At 66.3% G+C, this 19838-nt stretch carries 19 protein-coding genes; 12 read left to right on the top strand and 7 right to left on the bottom strand.

Features of this window, described 5'->3' with window-relative positions:
- Positions 1-55: 55 nt before the first annotated feature.
- Together WFK61_RS18060 and WFK61_RS18055 are read right to left on the bottom strand one after the other, a co-directional pair.
- Positions 56-1360: a peptidoglycan DD-metalloendopeptidase family protein gene (locus tag WFK61_RS18060; RefSeq protein WP_336813466.1), complete on the bottom strand. Its 1305-nt coding sequence runs from the start codon at positions 1358-1360 to the stop codon at positions 56-58.
- 96 nt (positions 1361-1456) lie between these two features.
- On the bottom strand, positions 1457-1921 hold the full coding sequence (locus tag WFK61_RS18055) for a peroxiredoxin (RefSeq protein ID WP_336813465.1): 465 nt from the start codon (positions 1919-1921) through the stop codon (positions 1457-1459).
- A gap of 279 nt (positions 1922-2200) precedes the next feature.
- Between WFK61_RS18055 and WFK61_RS18050 the strand changes: the two genes are divergently transcribed.
- Positions 2201-5548, top strand: coding sequence for a YhdP family protein (locus tag WFK61_RS18050; RefSeq protein ID WP_336813464.1), 3348 nt, complete (start codon positions 2201-2203; stop codon positions 5546-5548).
- A gap of 151 nt (positions 5549-5699) precedes the next feature.
- Here WFK61_RS18050 and tyrS read toward each other — a convergent pair whose 3' ends face one another.
- On the bottom strand, positions 5700-6953 hold the full coding sequence (tyrS, locus tag WFK61_RS18045) for a tyrosine--tRNA ligase (RefSeq protein WP_336813463.1): 1254 nt from the start codon (positions 6951-6953) through the stop codon (positions 5700-5702).
- 89 nt (positions 6954-7042) lie between these two features.
- Positions 7043-7276, bottom strand: a complete 234-nt coding sequence (locus tag WFK61_RS18040; protein ID WP_336813462.1) for a YjiS-like domain-containing protein — start codon at positions 7274-7276, stop codon at positions 7043-7045.
- Positions 7277-7396: 120 nt separating this feature from the next.
- On the opposite strand from WFK61_RS18040, the gene gcvA reads away from it, so the two are divergent.
- A complete protein-coding gene (gene gcvA / locus WFK61_RS18035) occupies positions 7397-8353 on the top strand; it encodes a transcriptional regulator GcvA (protein WP_336813461.1) in 957 nt (318 codons plus the stop codon).
- Here the strand turns inward: gcvA and WFK61_RS18030 are convergent.
- The gene (locus WFK61_RS18030; RefSeq protein WP_047577045.1) at positions 8328-8999 is read right to left on the bottom strand and encodes an alpha/beta hydrolase; all 672 of its coding nucleotides are present in this window, start codon (positions 8997-8999) and stop codon (positions 8328-8330) included. The genes gcvA and WFK61_RS18030 overlap by 26 nt on opposite strands.
- A 290-nt stretch (positions 9000-9289) precedes the next feature.
- Between WFK61_RS18030 and WFK61_RS18025 the strand changes: the two genes are divergently transcribed.
- From WFK61_RS18025 to WFK61_RS17985, 9 genes are all read left to right on the top strand, one after another.
- Entirely contained in the window at positions 9290-10495 is a 1206-nt protein-coding gene (locus WFK61_RS18025; protein ID WP_336813549.1) for a cysteine desulfurase family protein, read from the top strand.
- A gap of 60 nt (positions 10496-10555) precedes the next feature.
- Complete coding sequence (sufB, locus tag WFK61_RS18020) at positions 10556-12028, top strand: Fe-S cluster assembly protein SufB (RefSeq protein WP_336813460.1); 1473 nt, start codon at positions 10556-10558, stop codon at positions 12026-12028.
- Between the two features lie 148 nt (positions 12029-12176).
- Positions 12177-12929 carry a Fe-S cluster assembly ATPase SufC gene (gene sufC, locus WFK61_RS18015; RefSeq protein WP_061967769.1) on the top strand — a complete coding sequence of 251 codons (753 nt, stop codon included), beginning with the start codon at positions 12177-12179 and terminating at the stop codon, positions 12927-12929.
- On the top strand, positions 12929-14278 hold the full coding sequence (gene sufD, locus WFK61_RS18010) for a Fe-S cluster assembly protein SufD (protein ID WP_336813459.1): 1350 nt from the start codon (positions 12929-12931) through the stop codon (positions 14276-14278). The genes sufC and sufD overlap by 1 nt, the downstream gene beginning before the upstream one ends.
- Positions 14278-14487, top strand: a complete 210-nt coding sequence (locus WFK61_RS18005) for a tautomerase family protein (protein ID WP_336813458.1) — start codon at positions 14278-14280, stop codon at positions 14485-14487. Before sufD ends, WFK61_RS18005 begins: the two co-directional genes overlap by 1 nt.
- A 4-nt stretch (positions 14488-14491) precedes the next feature.
- A complete protein-coding gene (locus tag WFK61_RS18000; protein WP_336813457.1) occupies positions 14492-15730 on the top strand; it encodes a cysteine desulfurase in 1239 nt (412 codons plus the stop codon).
- 15 nt (positions 15731-15745) lie between these two features.
- Positions 15746-16129: an SUF system Fe-S cluster assembly protein gene (locus WFK61_RS17995; RefSeq protein WP_293809717.1), complete on the top strand. Its 384-nt coding sequence runs from the start codon at positions 15746-15748 to the stop codon at positions 16127-16129.
- Positions 16130-16267: 138 nt separating this feature from the next.
- Positions 16268-16606, top strand: coding sequence for a hypothetical protein (locus tag WFK61_RS17990; protein ID WP_336813456.1), 339 nt, complete (start codon positions 16268-16270; stop codon positions 16604-16606).
- A 116-nt stretch (positions 16607-16722) separates the two neighbouring features.
- Positions 16723-17610 (top strand): PhzF family phenazine biosynthesis protein, encoded by an 888-nt coding sequence (locus tag WFK61_RS17985; RefSeq protein ID WP_336813455.1) that lies wholly within the window; start codon positions 16723-16725, stop codon positions 17608-17610.
- A 176-nt stretch (positions 17611-17786) separates the two neighbouring features.
- Here the strand turns inward: WFK61_RS17985 and WFK61_RS17980 are convergent, their stop codons facing one another.
- Positions 17787-18146 (bottom strand): MmcQ/YjbR family DNA-binding protein, encoded by a 360-nt coding sequence (locus tag WFK61_RS17980; RefSeq protein WP_336813454.1) that lies wholly within the window; start codon positions 18144-18146, stop codon positions 17787-17789.
- Between the two features lie 2 nt (positions 18147-18148).
- Positions 18149-19216, bottom strand: coding sequence for a malate/lactate/ureidoglycolate dehydrogenase (locus tag WFK61_RS17975; RefSeq protein ID WP_336813453.1), 1068 nt, complete (start codon positions 19214-19216; stop codon positions 18149-18151).
- A gap of 232 nt (positions 19217-19448) precedes the next feature.
- Between WFK61_RS17975 and WFK61_RS17970 the strand changes: the two genes are divergently transcribed.
- On the top strand, positions 19449-19838 hold the full coding sequence (locus WFK61_RS17970) for a HesB/IscA family protein (protein ID WP_336813452.1): 390 nt from the start codon (positions 19449-19451) through the stop codon (positions 19836-19838).

The following is a 19838-nucleotide window of genomic DNA, read 5'->3' as shown; positions in this document are numbered from 1 at the left end:
GCAAACAAAAAAGGCCGCGCTCGAAGCGCGGCCTTTATCGTTTCTGGCTCGTGGCTCAGAGCGCGTTGGCGAGCAGCTTGCTGCCGGCGCGCAAGAAGCGGGTCGGATCGACCGGCTCGTCGTTGATGCGGGTTTCGTAATGCAGGTGCGGCCCGGTCGAGCGGCCGGTGGTGCCGACGCGGCCGACGACCGTGCCGGCTTTCACCATCTGTCCGGTCGTGACCGAGATCGCCGACATATGGGCGTAGCGGGTCGTCAGCCCATTGGCATGCTCGACCTCGACCATGTTGCCGTAGCCGCCATTGTATTCGGCGATCACGACCTTGCCCGGCGCGGTCGCCATGATCGAGGAGCCGGTTTCGGCCCTGAAATCGACGCCGGTATGCATCGCGAGGCCGCGCGTGAACGGATCGGTGCGGTAGCCGTAATTCGAGGTGAAGTCGTGGTCACCAGCCATCGGCCGGCCGAGGGGCAATTGCTCGATCACGCCGCGCAGGCGCATGACCGATGCCACGCGCGGCTGGAGCGCGTTGAGCGTCGCTTCGAACGCCCCCGAAGACGCGTCGAGCTTGACCGGCACGAAGGGCCCGCCCATGCCTCCTGCGGAGGCGGTCGGCGCCGACAGCTTCTCGGCATCGAGCCCGGTTTCGGCGAGCGCGCTGCGCAGACGCTTCTGGGTCGTGGCGAGGGTCTCGTCCATCTCCTTGAGCGCGGCGAGCTGAGCGTCGGAGCTCCTCAGCATGGCGCCGTCGAGCCGGGTCAGCGCCGCTTCGACCCGCTTGGCCGGGGGCTCGGCCGGCGTCGCCTCGCCCGACTGCCAGCCGCCGCTATCGGCGCCGCGCAATGGCGGCGTCTCGGGAGCCGGCGTCGGCTTGTTCGGCAGAATCGGGGCGAAGCTGGTCACGCCGGAGGCACGGATCGGCTCGCCGGGCTTGATGACCTGCGAACGCAGCGGCAGCTTCGCGGCCGGGATCAGGCCGCTGGACTGCAGCGTATCGGTGAGCGCCGAGACCAGGGACTGGCGCGATTCGAGTTCGGCCTGGCGGCTGGCAAGTTCGTCGACGCGGGATTCGACGCCGTCCTGGTCGAGCAGGGCGCGGCTGGCATAGCGGTCGATATCGGCCCGCAGCGCCGAGATCCGGTCCTCATAGGCGTATTGGCGAGTCGTCTCGCGGGCGATCATCCGGGCCGCGAGGTCGTCGCGGCTGAGGATGTACCAGCCGGCTCCGCCGCTGCAGGCCGTGCTCAGGGCCAGCCAGGCGAGCCCCGCGAGCATGGTGGAGCGGCGCAGAGTATAGGTCTTGTGGGAGACCAGGCCGACGGTCGAGAGGGCGGGGGAGGTCTGGGACTGATGATGCATACGCAGTACCGATAATCACGCTGCCGATACCGTCATCAGACATTGTTAGGGTTAATCTTTCGCAAATCCCAGCCCGCGCAACGCCCACGCAATGCTTCAGAGCGCCTGCGCCGCCGCCAGCACCTCCTCGGCATGTCCGGCGACCTTCACCTTGCGCCAGATCCGGGCGAGGCGCCCCTCCGCATCGATCAGGAAGGTCGAGCGCTCGACCCCCATATAGGAGCGGCCATACATGCTCTTCTCGACCCAGATGCCATAGGCATTCGCCAGAGCCTGCTCCTCGTCGGCCATCAGCGGGAAGTCGAGTTCATACTTCTTCTTGAAATTCACATGTTTCTTGGCCGAATCCGGGGAAACACCGATGATCTCGGTGCCGCAGGCGGCGAAGTCCTGGCGCAGGCGATTGAAGGCGATCGCCTCCTCGGTGCAGGCCGGAGTGTTGTCCTTGGGATACGCGTACAGCACGATCTTGCGCCCGCGCAGCGCCGCGAGGCTGATCTCGCCGCCGCCGTCGCGGGGCAGCGTGAAGCCGGGGGCCTGATCACCTTCCTGCAATGCCATAGCCGCTGCCTTCCTTTCGTCGCCTTCTCGCTGCATGGAGCCCGCGATCCGGCTTGGCGAGCCGGCTCACGGCAAGGGCCGGCGAATCGTCGGACGTTTCCGTTTCCGGATTGCCGAATCGCTTCGCCTGACCGCATCGACATGCATGCTGCCTTCCGGCATTGCGGCAAGGGGCGATCGGCCGCACCCTGATTGTGGCCGGCGCAGGCGCAGATAAGGACCACGCGGATTTTGGCGGACCAGGATGCAAAGGCTGCGGCTGCGGGGCAAGGAGATGTCTTGCCTGCCGGCGAAGCCTGCGATGTCGAGATCGTGAAGCGGCGGGCCAAGGCCGGCCTGGGCTTCATCTGCGTCGCCGTCACGGTCGCGCTTACGGTTCTGGCCGGCGCGGCGGCGACATTGCTCGTCACCGGTATCATCCCGCTCTCGGGCTTCGAGGGGCGTATCACGGCCGCGATTGAAGAACGGCTCGGGCCGGACTGGAAGGTCACGGCGGCCTCCGCGGAGCTTGGCCGCATCGACGGGCGTTCCCAGCTCAGGGTGCGGCAGGTCTCGTTCCAGCATACCAGTGGCGCCGTGATCCGGGCGCCCGAAGCCGTTCTCGGCTATGCGCCGATGGCGCTGCTTGCCGGCGACATCAGGCTGGTTTCGGTTGATCTGCGTGGCGTCAATGTCCGCCTCGGGGTCAACAAGGACGGCGCGCTGGTCGTCAATGCGGATTCGGCGCAGTGGAACGCCTTCACCGGCATCATGGGCGCTATCTCGACCCTGGCCCGTGGCGACGGCCTTCTCGGCGCGCTTGAGGAAGCCGGCATGAACGGTGCGCGGCTGTCCCTGGTCGATCCCGACGGGCGCCAGAAGGCCGGGTTCGAGGATGTCGAGATCAAGCTGACCCGCATCGCTGATCGCGGCACGCGGATGACGATGAAGGGGCGGACCGGCCAGCGCTGGAAAGAGATGTCCGTCGATCTGTCCACCGAGGCCGATGGCACGCAGCGTGCCGATATCGACATCCAGCGCTTCGAGCCGGCCGAGGTCGTCGCGCTCGCCTTCGGCACCGGCGGCCTCATGGTCGAGGGCCTGCCGCTTCAGGGCCGCGCTACCCTGCGGCAGACCCCGGACGGCAAGAAATCGATCACAGCGCGGATCGGCGTTCGGTCCGGTACGCTGCGCTTTCCCGATGCCCCGATCTCGTCCTTCGCCGTGGATTCGGCCGATCTCGAACTGGCGAGCGGCGCCGACCTTTCCGAACTCAATATCACCCGCGGCGAGATCAAGGCCGGCGCGACGCAGTTCTCGGCGACGGGCTCGCTGCGCGAGGATGGTGGCGGCTGGCGGATCGCGCTCGATGGCAAGGGCCAGCTTGCCGGGATCGATTCCGACCCGCCGGTCCAGATCGACAGCGTGAAGGCCGCGCTGAAGCTCGATCCCGCCAACAATACCGTAACCATCGATTCAGCCTCGCTGCGCGGGCCGCTGGCTTCGGTCGACATGTCGGCGCTGGTCCAGCGCATTAACGGCTCGCCGCTCCAGCGCTTCGCCATCAAGGCCTCCAATTCCGATGCGCGCGCGCTGCTCGCGATCTGGCCGAGCTTCACCTCGCCGGAAGTACACGGTACGCTGCGACGCCAGCTGGCGGCAGGGCGCCTCAAGTCCCTTTCGGTCGATCTCGACCTGGCGCCGGAGGATCATGCCCGCCTGGTCAAGGGCGAGGGTATGCCGGACGGTTCGCTTTCCGTGATGATCGATGCCGACCGCGTCCGCTATCTCCCCGACCCCGGCCTGCCGCCGCTCGCGGATGCGACTGTGACCGGACGTGTCGGCGGGCGCACCGTCCAGCTGGCGATCGGCAAGGCGACGGCCGAGCTTGGCGGCAGCCGCCAGCTCCAGCTGAGCGAGGGCAGCTTCGCCATGCCCGATTATCATCAGCACCGCGCGCAGGCCCGGATCGGCTTCCGCGCGGTCGGCTCGATGGATGCGCTGGCAGCCTTGTTCGCCTTCCCGTCGCTCAAGGATTTCAGCCCCGGCAAGATCGATCCCGCCGCGATCAAGGGGACCAGCGATCTCAAGGTCGGCATCACCCTGCCGCTCGCCGACGACCTGAAGCCGGACGAGGTCGCGGTGACCGGCACGGGCACGCTTGCGAATGTCGCCTCCGACACGCTTCTGGGCACGGAGAAGCTCGAAGCCAGCACCTTCTCGGTCAATGTCGACCGCAACGGACTGCTGTTGCGCGGCGATGCGCGCGTCGGCGGCGACAAGGCGCAGGTCGAGCTCAAGCAGAACGGGAAGGGCCAGGGCGAGGCGACGCTCCAGCTCGCGCTCGATGCGGCCGCACGGCAGCGGCGTGGTTTCGGCACCGATACCGGCATTTCCGGGACATTGCCGGTGAAGGTGACGAAGCCGCTCGGCAAAGGCGTCGAACAGCCGCCAAGGGTCGAGGTCGATCTGTCCAAGGTCGCGCTCGACGGCGTCGTCCCCGGCTTGAACAAGCCGTCCGGGCGGCCCGGCAAGGTCTCGTTTGCCTATGTCGCCGATCCCGAAGGGCCCGATCTCGAGGATTTCACATTCGAGGCCGGTTCCGCCTTGATCAAGGGGCGCATCGAGCTGACCAAGCAGAACGGCCTGGACAGCGCGAGCTTCTCGCAATTCCGCCTCTCGCCCGGCGACAACCTGAAGATCGATGCCAAGCGGGACGGCAACATCGTCAAGCTGACCGTGCGCGGCGCGGTCGCGGACCTGCGCCCCTTCATCAAGGACCTGCAGAGCCCGGGATCGCCCGGCAAGGGCGACAAGTCCGGCGGGAAGGGCGGCGATTACGATGTCGATCTCGACGTGCCGATCCTGACCGGCTTCAACAACGAGGCGATCACCAACGGCACGCTGAAATTCGCCAAGCGCGGCGGCGAAATCCGCTCAGTCAATTTCCAGGGGCGGATCGGCCGGGCCGATGTCTCCGCGCGCCAGGGTGGTCGAGGCGAGGGCGGGCAGCTCGTCATCCAGTCGGAGAATGGCGGCTCGCTGCTGCGCTTCCTCGACCTCTACAACCGGGCTCATGGCGGTGATCTGCTGCTGACGCTCGGGCAGGGCGAGAACCAGAGCGGCGATCTGCTGTTCCGCAACTTCATGGTGCGGGATGAGCCGGCGCTGCGCCGTGTGGTCGCCTCGCAATCGTCCAACGCTTTCGCGGGCGATGCCTCCGCCGAGCAGCGCATCGATGTCAGCGAGGTCGCCTTCACCAAGCTCAAGGCCGAGTTCACCCGCTCCGCCAGCCGGCTCGACGTCTCCGACATGGTGATCTGGGGCCAGCAGGTCGGCTTCACGCTGCAGGGTCATGTCGATTACGGCCGCGACCGCGTCGATATCGGCGGCACCTTCGTGCCGGGCTATGCCTTCAACAACGCTTTCGCGCAGGTTCCCGTCGTCGGCGCGCTGCTCGGCGGCGGCAGCCAGTATGGCGGGCTCTTCGCGGTGAATTTCCGGATTTCGGGCGCCGCCAGCGCGCCGACCATGTCGATCAACCCGCTTTCGGCGCTGGCGCCCGGCATCCTGCGCCGCTTCGTCGACCCGCTCGGCGGCACGCCGGCGCAGAAGCCGGTTCAGGCGCGGCCCGCGCAGCCGCGCTGAAGAGCGCGTCATCCCGCACGCGCTGCAGCACGAAGTGCTGCTGCGCAGATGCGGGACCGTCATCCGGAGAGGGCGCCTTCTTGTCATACGGTCCCGTGTCTGCGGCGCATCGCTTCGCGCTGCACCGCGCACGGGATGACAGGCGGAGAGCTTATTCCGGCCGTAGCAGGATGTGCTTCTTCTTGCCGAAGGAGAGCTTGATCACGCCCTCCGCGGTAAGGTCGCCGAGGCCGAGCGAGGCGCGCTCGTCCGTCACGACCACATCGTTGACGCGCAGGCCCCCGGCCTTGACCTGACGGCGGGCCTCACCGGTCGAGGGCACGAGCCCCGCCTTGACGAAAGCGGTGAGCACGCCGACGCCGGGCTCGATCTCGGCCCGCGCGATCGCGACGCTCGGCAGGTCGGCGGCGAGGGCGCCTTCCTCGAAGGTTTTGCGCGCCGTCTCGGCGGCGGCCTCGGCCGCGTCGCGGCCATGGACGATCGCCGTGATCTCGGTCGCGAGGATCTTCTTCGCCTCGTTCAGCTCGGCACCGCCGAGCGCGGCGAGCCGGGCGATCTCGTCCAGCGGCAGGCGCGTGAACACCTTGAGGAAGCGGCCGACATCGGCGTCCTCGGTGTTGCGGAAATACTGCCAGAAATCATAGGGGCTGAAGACGTCGGCATTGAGCCAGACCGCGCCATTGGCGGTCTTGCCCATCTTGGCGCCGGAAGAGGTCGTCAAAAGCGGCGTCGTCAGGCAGTAGAGCTGCGGCCCGCCCATCCGGTGCGAGAGGTCGACGCCGTTGATGATGTTGCCCCACTGGTCGGAGCCGCCCATCTGCAGACGGCAGCCATAGCGCCGGTTGAGCTCCGTGAAGTCGTAGCCCTGCATGATCATGTAGTTGAATTCGAGGAAGGACAACGACTGCTCGCGGTCGAGCCTGAGCTTCACCGAATCGAAGGAGAGCATGCGGTTGACCGAGAAATGCCGGCCGACATCGCGCAAGAACTCGACATAGTTCAGCTTCAGCAGCCAGTCGGCATTGTTCGCCATCATCGCGTCGGTCGGCCCGTCGCCATAGCGCAGGATACGGCCGAAGACCCGCTTGATGCTCTCGATATTGGTCGCGATCTCCTCGACCGTGAGCAGCTTGCGCTGGTCGTCGCGGAAGGAGGGGTCGCCCACCATGGAGGTGCCACCGCCCATCAGCGTGATCGGGCGGTGGCCGGTCTCCTGGAACCAGTAGAGCATCGTCAACGAGATCAGGTTGCCGATATGGATCGACGTCGCCGTCGCGTCATAGCCGACATAGGCCGTCTGCGTTCCCTGCCGGCACAGGGCATCGAGGCCCTCCGCATCGGAGACCTGATGGATGAGGCCGCGCTCGTCGAGCACGCGCAGGAAATCGGACTTGTAGGTGGTCATGGCGGCTTGCGATCTGCTGGATGTCGTTCCGCCGTCGTCTAGAGCATCGGGCCGCAAAGGGGAAACCGCTTTTTGCGCCGAGAGCGCTCTCAACCTCCTCCGGAAAGGCGGTTGAGCCATAAATCGGTACAATCACGAGGGCGCGGAGGCCGCACCGCATCGCGCGGCAGGCCGAGATCGCAGAGCGCGCGATCGTCCAGCGACGCGAGTCGGTGCTGCGTGCAGATGATGACCGCATGACGCTGCCAGGCCGTGAACAGGCCGTGCAGGAGGGATGAGCCGCCGGACGTGTCCAGCGGCCCCGCATGGGAAGCGCAAGCCATGATGTGATCCTCTGGGGCGCAGGTGCTACCGCCTGCTTTGTGAGGTGAATCTGGGCCAGACGGGGCGCGGGCACAAAGCGGAAGATTGTCACCTGCCATAAAGCAGGCTTATGCTTCGGCATGCCTTCGCATCCGCCGCCACCCAAGCTTCCGCCCCTTGCCGCGGTCCGCGTCTTCGAGGCAGCGGCGCGGCACCAGAACTTCACCCGCGCTGCCGAGGAGCTCGGCATGACGCAGGCGGCGGTGAGCTATCAGATCAGGCTGCTGGAGGACCGTGTCGGGGCGCCACTCTTCGTGCGACAGCCGCGCCAGGTCGTGCTGACGGCGATCGGCCAGCGCTTGGCCGGCCCCGTAGGCAAGGCGCTGAACGATATCGGGACGGTGTTCCGCGACATCTGCGAGGAGAACCAGACGGTTCTGACGATCTCCTCGCTGCAGACGATGGCGATCACCTGGCTGTCACCACGGCTGGCGCAGTTCCAGATCGAGAACCCCCAATTCGCCGTGAGGGTCAGGACCTCGCAGCATCTCGTTGATTTCACCACCGAGGCCGTCGATCTCGCCGTGCGCTACGGGCCGGGCTCATGGCCGGGCGTCACGGCGGAGAAGCTGTTCGATTGCCATTACGCGCCGCTCTGTTCGCCGGAGCTGCGCGAACGGCTGCAATTGCGCGAGCCCGCCGACCTGCTGCGGGCGCCGCTGCTGAGCGCTGACGAGGAAGCGTGGAAGGACTGGTTCGCCGATCTCGGCCTCGACATGCCCCGGCAGGGCGGGCGCTCGATGTCGCTCGAGATGCAGGCGATGAGCGTGCAGGCGGCGATGCGCGGGCATGGCGTCGCGATGGCCGTGCCGGAACTCTTTGCTTACGACATCGCGGCCGGGCGGCTCGTCTTCGCCGTCGAGCACGCGGTCCCCGACGAATGGGCCTATTGGATCGTCTATCCGACGGAGCGTCAGCGCGAGCGCAAGATACGGCTGTTTCGCGACTGGATCATGGCGGAGGCGCGGGCAGCGCAGATGACGCTGCCCGTCATGGCGTCGAGCCGAAGGCTCAGGCCTGTTCCTGCTCGGTCTTGAGGATTTCGGGGCCGACCTTGGCGTCGAGATAGGCGCCGACCTGGCTCATCAGCACATCGACCTTGCCGTCGAAGAAGTGGTTGGCGCCGTCCACGACCGTATGCTCGATCTGGATGCCCTTCTGGGTCTTCACCTTCTCGATCACCGCCATGACTTCCTTGACCGGCGCGACGCGATCTTCCGAACCGTGGACGAACAGGCCGGAGGACGGGCAGGGCGCCAGGAACGAGAAGTCGTAGCGGTTGGCCATCGCCGCGATCGAGAGGAAGCCCTCGATCTCCGGGCGGCGCATCAGCAGCTGCATGCCGATCCAGGCGCCGAAGGAGACGCCGGAGATCCAGCAGCTCTTGGCCTCGGGATTGAGCGCCTGCATCCAGTCGAGCGCGGCGGCCGCGTCCGAAAGCTCGCCCGCGCCATGGTCGAAATGGCCCTGGCTGCGGCCGACGCCGCGGAAATTGAAGCGTAGCGCCGAGAACCCACGGTTCACGAAGGTGTAGAACAGGTTGTAGACGATCTGGTTGTTCATCGTCCCGCCGAATTGCGGGTGCGGGTGCAGGATGATCGCGAGCGGCGCACCCCGCTTCTTGGCGGGCTGGTAGCGACCCTCGATCCGGCCTGCGGGCCCGTTGAAGATAACCTCTGGCATCGTCTCACCGCTTCTTGCGGCAGTGCCGGCGCGGGCGGGCAGAAAGCGGGCGCATGCCTGCTCGAAACCCGGCCGCCCTTGACGGCGCCACCATGCGCGCCCTAGATGAAGAGCGCTTAGAATAGTTCTAACAGCCGTGAACAAGTCGAGAACAAAACGGTGGATCGCTCAAGCGAGCCGCGTTTCGACCGTTCCGGCCGGTTCGGATGGGCGGCTATAGCACGGCGCACAGGTGCGATTTCAAGCATTTCGTATCGACGGGCCGAGCGGATGATGATGGAGCAGGCAGGATCGTGACGGCGGGACGCGCCTATCTCGACCATAATGCCACGACCCCGGTGCGCCCGGAGGTGGTGGAAGCGGTCGCGCATGCGCTGACGCTGCCGGGCAATCCGTCCTCCGTCCATGGCGAGGGACGTGCCGCGCGCGCCGCCATGGAGCGGGCACGCGAGCAGGTTGCCAGGCTCGTCGGGGCCAAGGCCTCGAACGTCGTCTTCACCAGCGGCGGCACCGAAGCGAATGTCGCGGTGCTCTCGCCCGGCCTGATGGATTGCGACGGCGGGCGCGATTGCGTGCGGACGCCTGCGACGCTTCTCCTTCACGGCGCGACCGAACATGCCTGCGTGCGCGATGGGCATCGCTTTCTGGCCAACGCCGTCGAGGCGATCCCGGTCGACGGCCATGGCCTCATCGACCTCGCCTGGCTCGATGGGCGGCTGACGCGCTTCGTCGCCGAGAACTCCGGCGCCCGCGCGCTCGTCTCGATCCATCTCGCCAATAACGAGACCGGCGTGATCCAGCCTGTCGCCGAGGCGGCCGACATCGTCCATCGCCATGGCGGCCTGCTACACAGCGATGCCGTGCAGGCCGCCGGCAAGATCGCCATCGACATCATGGCGCTCGGCGCCGACGTGCTGACGCTCTCGGCCCACAAGATCGGCGGCCCGAAGGGCGTCGGCGCGATCGTTTTCCGCACAGGCGCGCTCGAGTTGGCCGACAAGCCCATGCGTGGCGGCGGGCAGGAGCGTGGCTGGCGCGCCGGGACCGAAAACCTGCCGGGGATCATCGGCTTCGGCGCGGCGGCGGAGATCGCCGGCAAGCTTCTGGCCGAGGAGGCCGCGCGGCTTGCCGGCCTGCGCGATCGCCTGGAGGCGGGTCTTGCAGCGCGGTCGCCGGAGACGGCGATCTTCGCTCAGGCTGCGCCACGCCTGCCCAATACCAGCGCCTTCGCGACCCCGGGCTTCAAGGCCGAGACCGTGCTGATCAAGCTCGACCTCGCCGGCGCGGCGCTCTCGTCCGGCTCGGCCTGCTCGTCCGGCAAGGTCAAGCGCTCGCATGTGCTCGATGCGATGAAAATCGACCCCGCCATGAGCGCAGGGGCCTTGCGGGCATCGCTCGGATGGACCACCTGCGAGGCGGATATCGATCTCTTTCTCGCGGCCTACGAAAAGCTCGTGGCCGCGCACCCCGATCGGAGCGCCCGGGCTGCCGCCTGACGCGTTCCGCAAAACGAAGACCACACCGGCGGGCCTTGAACCCGCACTGGAGACTGAGAAATGGCAGCGGTCCAGGAGACCATCGATCAGGTCAAGTCGATCGACGTGACCGAGTATAAATACGGCTTCGTCACGGAGCTGGAGGTCGAGAAGCCGGCCAAGGGCCTCACCGAGGACACGGTCCGCTATATCTCGGCGCGCAAGAACGAGCCGGAATGGATGCTGGAATGGCGTCTCGACGCCTTCCGCCGCTGGAAGACCATGACCGAGCCGACCTGGTCGCGCGTGAACTACCCGCCGATCGACTACCAGGACCTCTATTACTACGCCGCGCCGAAGAAGGGCGCCTCGCCGAAATCGCTCGACGAGGTCGATCCGGCGATTCTGGAGACCTACAAGAAGCTCGGCATCCCGCTGCGCGAGCAGGAAATCCTGGCCGGCGTCGCCCCTGAGAACCGCGTCGCGGTCGATGCGGTGTTCGATTCCGTCTCGGTGGTCACGACCTTCAAGAAGGAGTTGGCTGCGGCCGGCGTGATCTTCTGCTCGATCTCCGAAGCAATCCAGGAGTATCCCGAGCTGGTGAAGAAGTACCTCGCGACGGTCGTTCCGGTGACGGACAACTATTTCGCGACACTGAACAGCGCGGTCTTCACCGACGGCTCCTTCGTCTACATCCCCAAGGGCGTGCGTTGCCCGATGGAGCTGTCGACCTATTTCCGCATCAACGAGCAGAATACCGGCCAGTTCGAGCGCACGCTGATCATCGCCGACGAGGGCGCCTATGTCAGCTATCTCGAAGGTTGCACGGCGCCGAAGCGCGACGAGAACCAGCTCCACGCCGCGGTGGTCGAGCTGATCGCGCTCGACGATGCCGAGATCAAGTACTCGACCGTGCAGAACTGGTTCCCCGGCGATGCCGAGGGCAAGGGCGGCATCTACAACTTCGTGACCAAGCGCGGCGATTGCCGCGGCAAGAACTCGAAGATCTCGTGGACGCAGGTCGAGACCGGCTCGGCGATCACCTGGAAGTATCCGTCCTGCATCCTGCGCGGCGACGGCTCGCGCGGCGAGTTCTACTCGATCGCGGTGTCGAACGGCATGCAGCAGGTCGATAGCGGCACCAAGATGCTGCATCTCGGCAAGAACACGACCTCGAAGATCATCGCCAAGGGCATTGCCGCCGGCAAGTCGGACTCGACCTATCGTGGCATCGTCTCGGCCCATCGCAAGGCGACGGGCGCGCGCAACTTCACCAACTGCGACTCGCTGCTGATCGGCGACCAGTGCGGCGCGCACACCATCCCCTATATCGAGGCCAAGACCGCGACCGCGATCTTCGAGCATGAGGCGACCACGTCGAAGATCGGCGAGGACCAGATGTTCTACTGCCAGCAGCGCGGCCTCTCCGAGGAGGAGGCGGTGGCGCTGATCGTCAACGGCTTCGTCAAGGAGGTGCTGCAGCAGCTCCCGATGGAATTCGCCGTCGAGGCGCAGAAGCTGATCACGATCTCGCTCGAAGGCTCGGTTGGATAACGGCGGTCTTCCCGCACGCGCCGCGGCACATGGTGCTGTGACGCAGATGCGGCACCGTCATTGGAATAATCACTGGACAAAACGATCCCGCACCAGCGGCGCACTGCTTCGCGCAGCACCGCGCACGGGATGACACAGGAACGAAACAATGCTCGAAATTCGCAATCTGGTCGTCAAGATCGCCGACGAGGACAAGCAGATCCTCAACGGCCTGAACCTCACCGTGAACGACGGCGAGGTCGCCGCCATCATGGGGCCGAACGGCTCCGGCAAGTCGACGCTGAGCTATGTCATCGCCGGCAAGGAGGACTATGAGGTCCTCGACGGCGAGATCCTCCTCAACGGCGAGAACGTGCTGGAGATGGAGGCCGATGCCCGCGCCGCCGCCGGCATCTTCCTCGCCTTCCAGTATCCGCTGGAGATCCCCGGCGTCGCCACCATGACCTTCCTGAAGGCGGCCATGAACGCGCAGCGCAAGGCGCGCGGGCAGGACGAGCTGCTGACGCCGGACTTCATCAAGCAGGTCAACGCCGCCGCCGACAAGCTCGGCATCGCCAAGGACATGCTGCGCCGCCCGCTCAATGTCGGCTTCTCCGGCGGTGAGAAGAAGCGCATGGAAATCCTTCAGATGGCTCTGCTTTCGCCGTCCATGTGCATCCTCGACGAGACCGATTCCGGCCTCGATATCGACGCGCTGCGCATCGTCGCCGAGGGCGTCAATGCGCTCCGCGACAAGAACCGCGGCTTCCTCGTCATCACCCACTATCAGCGCCTGCTCGACCATATCGTGCCGGACACCGTCCACGTCATGTCGAAGGGCAGGATCGTGAAGACCGGCGGCAAGGAGCTGGCTCTGGAACTCGAGAAGTCGGGCTACGCGGCCTATGGGGAGGCGGCGTAATGGCCATCGTCACCCCGCTGAAGACGGCTGCCGAACAGCAGCTCGTCCAGCAATACGCTGACAGCAAGGCCGAGCTGCCGGGCGGTCCGGCCGTGCGCAAGCTGCGCGAGGACGCCTTCGCCGGCTTCGAGGCCAAGGGCCTGCCGCATCGCCGGCTCGAATCCTGGCGCTATACCGACCTGCGCACGCTGCTGCGCGAGGCGCGCCCGCTTGCCGGCGGCGCGGCCGTCACGGCGGCGGTCAAGGCTCGCCTTGCCGCGTTGAAACTCGACGGCCTGCGCCTCGTGCTGGTCGACGGCATCTTCGCGCCGGAACTCTCGACTCTCGATGCGATCCCCGAGGGCGTCTCGGTGCAGTCGCTCGCCGAGGCGCTGGTGTCGCCGCGCGAGGACCTGACCCGCATCTTGGCCGGTCCCTCGGTCGGCCATGACGACATGGGCCTCGCGCTCAACACCGCGCTGATGCGCGACGGCGTCTTCGTCGAGATCGCTGAGGGCGTCGAGCTGGAGCAGCGGATCGTGATCGTCGCGCTGGCTTCCGGCGAGGAAGAGCGGGCGGTGTTCCACCGCTCGGTCGTGCTGGCCGGCAAGGGCGTCAAGGGCACGATCGTCGAGGTCAGCGAGGCAGCCGGCAAGGCTGCGCAGCAGATCAACGGCGCCATCGTCTTCGAGACCGGCGACGAGAGCGAGGTCCAGCATATCCGCATCGTCACCCGCCAGCAGGCGGCGACGGTCGAGGTGCAGAGCCTGCTCGCCACGGTCGGGGCGCAGGCGAAGTTCGATTCCTTCGCGCTGATCTGCAATGCCGGCACCGTGCGCCAGCAGCATTTCGTCCGCTATGCCGGCGAGCATACCGAGATCGGCCTGCGCGGCGTCAACCTGATCAACAAGGCCCAGCATTCCGACGTCACACTGATCGTCGACCACGAGGTGCCGCACGGCACCAGCCGCGAATTGTTCAAGACGATCGCGGGCGGCGAGGCCACCGGCGTGTTCCAGGGCAAGGTCATCGTGCGCAAATACGCGCAGAAGACCGATGGCGGCATGAAGAGCAACGCGCTGCTGCTCAACGACGGCGCCTCGATGTACAATAAGCCCGAGCTGGAGATCTTCGCCGACGACGTGGTCTGCGGCCATGGCGCGACGGTCGCCCAGATCGATGGCGAGCAGCTCTTCTACCTGATGGCGCGCGGTCTGCCGCGGCCGCAGGCCGAGGCGCTGGTGCTGCAGGCCTTCGCCGGCGAGGCGGTCGAGTTCATCACGGATGAAGATGTGCGCGATCTCGTGATCGGCGAGGTCGAGTCGTGGCTGAAGGCCCGCGAGGCCGCTTCCGAGGTGAGCACCGTCTGATGCCCTACATCAATCTCCAGATCACCAAGGGCGCGTCGCGCCAGCAGAAGGCGCAGATCGTGAAGGAATTCACGGAAACGCTGGTCAAGGTGCTCGGCAAGAACCCGCAGAACACCCATATCGTGATCCAGGAGATCGAGCGCGAGGATTGGGGCCATGGCGGCGAACTCGTCGCCGACAAGGCTCCGGCAACGCCCGGAAAGGCCTGAACCGATGAACGCGCTGGCGAAGCCCTACGATGTCCAGGCCATCCGCAAGGATTTCGCGATCCTGAGCCGGGAGGTCTATGGCAAGCCGCTGGTCTATCTCGACAACGCCGCCTCGGCCCAGAAGCCGGAAGCGGTGATCGAGGCGATGACGCGGCTGATGCGGGAGGACTACGCCAATGTCCATCGCGGCCTGCACTATCTCGCCAACGCGTCGACGGAAGCCTATGAGGCGGCGCGCGAAAGCGCGCGCCGTTTCCTGAACGCGGCGCATCTGGAGGAGATCGTGTTCACGCGCTCCTCCACCGGCGCGCTGAACACGGTGGCGTCGTCGCTCGGGCGTCACCTGCAGATCCAGGAAGGCGACGAGATCATTCTCTCGATCCTGGAGCACCATTCCAACATCGTGCCCTGGCACTACTGGCGCGAGCGCCATGGCGCCGTGATCAAATGGGCGCCCATCGACGAGGACGGCAATTTCCTCATCGAGGAATTCGAGAAGCTGATCTCGCCGCGCACCAAGGTGGTATCGCTGACCCAGATGTCGAATGCGATCGGCACGATCATCCCGATCGCCGAGGTCGCCGCGATCTGCCGGTCCTACGGCATTCCGCTGGTGGTCGACGGCAGCCAGGGCGCAGTGCACCTGCCGGTCGACGTGCAGGCGCTGGGCTGTGATTTCTACGCCTTCACCGGCCACAAGACCTATGGCCCGACCGGCTCCGGCATCCTGTGGGGTAAGAAGGAATGGCTCGACAAGCTGCCGCCTTACGAGGGGGGCGGCGAGATGATCGTCACCGTCAGTGAAGACAGCGTCACCTATAACGACCCGCCGCATCGCTTCGAGTCCGGTACGCCGGCGATCGTCGAGGCGGTCGGCCTCGGCGCCGCGCTCGACTACATGATGGCGCTCGGCCGCGAGAACATCGCCGCTCACGAGGCCAAGCTCGGCGCCTATGCGATGGAGCGGCTCGGCGAGATGAACTCGATCCGCATCTTCGGCAAGGCGCGGGAGAAGGGTGCGATCGTCGCCTTCGAGATGAAGGGCGCCCATGCCCATGACGTCGCGACCGTGATCGACCGTGCCGGTGTCGCAGTGCGTGCCGGCACCCATTGCGCCATGCCGCTTTTGGCACGATATGGGGTGACATCGACCTGCCGTGCCTCCTTCGGGCTCTACAACACGCTCGAAGAGGTGGACAAGCTGGTCGATGCCCTGCGGAAGGCCGAGAGCCTGTTCGCCTGACCGGGATTTGAAGAGATGACCGACAGCGTCGCTGAAGACCTGAAGCCGAACGCCCCCGCCATGGGCAAGGGCACCGCGTTGCCGCCCGAGGAGATCGACCGGCTGACCGACGATATCGTGGCCGCGCTGAAGACGGTCTACGACCCCGAGATTCCCTCGGACATCTACGAGCTTGGCCTGATCTACCGCGTCGACATCGCCGACGACCGGCAGATCACGATCGACATGACGCTGACCGCGCCGGGCTGTCCGGTGGCCGGCGAAATGCCCGGCTGGGTCGAGAACGCGGTCGGCGCCGTTCCGGGCGTTGCCGGCGTCACCGTCAACATGACCTTCGATCCGCCCTGGGATCAGTCGCGCATGTCGGATGAGGCTCGCGTCGCGCTCGACATGTGGTGAGGCCTCGGCATCGGCCCGAAAAGTGGAATGCGGTTTTCGGGCAAGCCGATTCAAAATGAAAGAACAAGAGTATCGGGCTGAATGCGCTATTCAGCCCGATACTCTGGACCGCTGCGTGGCTGTCGCGCATGATGCAGCATGCGCGCGACGAAGTGGGACTATCTGGTCTTTCCCTTCCTGGCAGCTTTGCTGATCGGGGTTTTCTACGCCTCGTTGCGGCTGGTCGGTTTCTTCGGCCTCGGCGTGCTCGGCCTCATCATCGGTTTCATCGCCGTGCGAATGGACCTCGAGCGCGACGGGGCGAGCAGCGATCCGTCCGCCTTGGCCGAGCAGTTCAAGGCCCGCGAGCGGATGTCACGCGCCGAGCGCGCGGAATTTCAGGCCGCGCAGTCGTTCCGGCTGAAACCGCTCTTCATCGCGCAGGTCGTCGCAGCCGGTTTCGTCATATTCGGCTTCGGCTTCCATTTCCTGCTGTGACGGCGAGCGCCGATCGCGCGTCTGCGTGATCGATCGCATGATCGACCTTCATTATTCCCGGCTGGCGAAGAATGGCATCAAGACCGGACGCGCGCCTGTCGCCATCGGAGCCTGCCATGCCGAGCTTTCCCTACGAGACCGTCGACGTCTTCACCGACCGCCCCTTCGGCGGCAACCAGCTTGCCGTCTTCACCGATGCAAACGGGCTCTCGGATGCTCAGATGCAGTCGCTCGCGGCGGAGATGAACTATAGCGAGACGACCTTCGTCCTGCCGCCGGACGATCCGGCCAATGATGCGCGTGTGCGCATCTTCCATCGCACAGCCGAGATGCCCTTCGCCGGCCATCCCAATGTCGGCACGGCCTGCGTGCTGGCGCGCCATGGCCGTGATCGCAACGGCGTGCTGCGCTTCGAGCAGATGGCCGGGCCGGTCGAGATCGCCGTCGAGCGCGATGCGGCCGGATCTGTGACGGGTGCGGTCATAGCCGCGCCACAGGCTTTGTCGCTCGGCATCGAATTGCCCGTCGATGGGATCGCTGCTTGCGCTGGCGTTGCGGCATCCGACATCGTCACCAGCGGCCATAAGCCGGTCCAGGCCTCGCTCGGCGTGAAATTCGTGCTGGCGCAAATCGCGCCGGCCGCGCTTGCAGGCGCGACGCCCGACATTCCCGCTTTCCGCAAGCTCGAAGGGCAGAATCCGGAATTGCAGGGCCGGCTGTCGTTGTTCCTCTATGCTCGTGACGGCAATGCCATCCGCGCCCGGATGTTCGCGCCGCTGGCCGGTACCTGGGAGGACCCCGCCACCGGCAGCGCCAGCGCCACGCTGGGCGCGCTGCTCCTGTCGCTCGATGGCGTCGACGAGGCTGCCTACACCATCACGCAGGGCGTCGAGATGGGCCGCCCGAGCCGGCTGAACGTCACGTCGCGCCGCGCGGCGGACGGGTTCCGCTCGCGGGTCGGCGGTGGTTGCGTGCCGATGTTCCGCGGCGAAGCGCTGCTATAGGCGCTACCTTTGTCATTCCGGGGCGCGCAGCAGGCGCGAACCCGGAACCCACGACGGGGTGCAACGCTTCGACAAGCAGATCGCAAGGGCTCGCCCGGTCGTGGGTTCCGGGTTCTTCGCTCTGCGAAGCCCCGGAATGACAAGGGGCGTTCTAGACCTGCAACGGCCCCTGCTGCCTAACCCAGCCCGAGCTCGGCTCGCACCCGCTTCGTCAGCCCGGCGGCGGCGAGGCGGTAACTCTCGGCAAGATAGTCGCGCAGGGCATCGTCCGGCATGCTCTCGTCGGTAAGCCACTGGATCCATTTCATGCCGCGCGAGGCGAGATAAGGCGCGGGCCTGAGGCCCGGCTGCTCGCCGAGGATATCGAAGGCCATCGGCGAGCATTTGAAGGAGACGGCCATCTCGCCATCCTCCTGCTGCCGGCCGATGGCGAAGACCTTGCCGCCGACCTTCCAGACATCGGCACCGCCCCATTGCACGACATGGCTGGTGGCGGGCAGCGAGGCGCAGAAGGCGTTATAGGCTTCGGGCGACATGCTCAGTAGCTCTCGGCATCGATGCCGTGCTGCTTCGCGGCGGCCACGATCTGCGACCAGGTCTCGTCGTCGAGGGGGATTCCCGCGACCTGCCGCTCGGTCCTGACCTTGCGCTCCTTATCGCCGGGCGCCAGCACCGGATTGGCCGGATCCATCGGCTTCGCCGCCCGAACGAAGGCGAGATAGCTCTCGGTGCGGCTGCGGCGCAGCTCCGCATTGGGCTCCAGCCGGGCTGGATCGATGATGACGCCGAAGAGCGAGTTGATCACCCAGGTCTTCTGCGGCTTCTGGTCGATGCGCGCCGCACCCATCAATCCGGCCGAGAGCAGTTCCGCGATCAGCGAGAGGCCGGCGCCCTTGTGGTCGCCGAAGGGCAGGAGCGCTCCGAGCGGGTGGTCGGGGCTGGCGAAGACATGGGCCGGGTCCGTCGTCGGGCGGCCCTCGCCGTCGATGATGTAGCCGGGCGCCACCTGCTCGCCCTTGTTGAGAGCGACGCGGGCCTTGCCATGGGCCATGCGGCTGGTGGCGAAGTCGAGGATCAGCGGATCGCCGCCGGGCACCGGGACGCCGATCGCATGGGGATTGGTGCCGAAGCGGGCCTCCTTGGCGGCATAGGGCGCGACGATCGGCGGCCGGCCGGCGACATTGACCCAGAAGAACGAGATCAGCCCGGCTTCGGCGGCGACCTCGGCATAATGGCCGATGCGGCCGATGTGATGGGAATCGAGCAGGTTGACGATGGCGACGCCGCCCGCTTGCGCCATCGTGATGGCCCGGTCGACGGCATTGCGCGCGTTCGGCTGGCCGAGCGCGATCTTGCCGTCGATGATCAGGAAGGGCGCCGCGTCGACGCGCGTCTGCGGTTGCGAAGCCGGGCTGAGATTGCCGTCCGCCAGCGACTGGAAATAGAGCGGCAGCATGCCGACGCCGTGGCTGTCATGGCCGCTGAGATTGGCGAGAACCAGATGATCGGCCGTCTCCTGCGCCTCGGCCTCGGTCCAGCCGGCCTTTACGACCATGTCGCGGACGAGGGCATGCAGCGATTCGGGGCGATGCAGACGATGCGCCATGGTGTTCCTGCCGTTTGGAAGAGATCTTGTCGGAAGAGGTCTTGGAGCCTCGGGGGTTCTCAGGCGCCAGAGTGCATGAGCCGGGCGGTTCCGCAATGCGTGAGGCGGGCAGGGGCTGGATCGCGGGCGCATGGCGCGCCATCCGCATCTCGACGAAAGCCCTGCCGATCCCTATGTTGTCGGGAACAATCTTGCTTCACCGGGCCTTGAACCCGGTCGAGGAGGGAAACAGATGTTTTCGATACCGGGCCTGAAGGTCATTTCGCTGACCGACGCCGCGGCGGCCCGCATCCGCGAGATCATGGCGCAATCCTCCGGTGGGGATGCTCCGGCGCTCGGCCTCAAGGTCGGCGTCAAGAAGGGCGGCTGCGCCGGCATGGAGTACACCTTCGAGATCGCACGCGCGGTCAACAAGGGCGACGAGCTCGTGAGCGACAAGGACGCGACGGTGGTCGTCGATGCCAAGGCCGTGCTGTTCCTGCTCGGCACCGAGCTCGACTTCAAGACGGATCGATTCTCCTCGACCTTCGTCTTCAACAACCCCAATCAGGTCTCGGCCTGCGGCTGCGGCGAATCCGTCGAGATCAAGCCGCGCAGCGAGAGCGCCCTGACGGCGCCCTGA

This window comes from Allobosea sp. MMO-172 (assembly GCF_037147855.1).
In the GTDB taxonomy this organism is placed as follows: Bacteria; Pseudomonadota; Alphaproteobacteria; order Rhizobiales; family Beijerinckiaceae; genus Allobosea.
The sequence above is the reverse complement of the archived record's forward strand: the minus strand, read 5'-3'. Positions and strand labels throughout refer to the sequence as shown.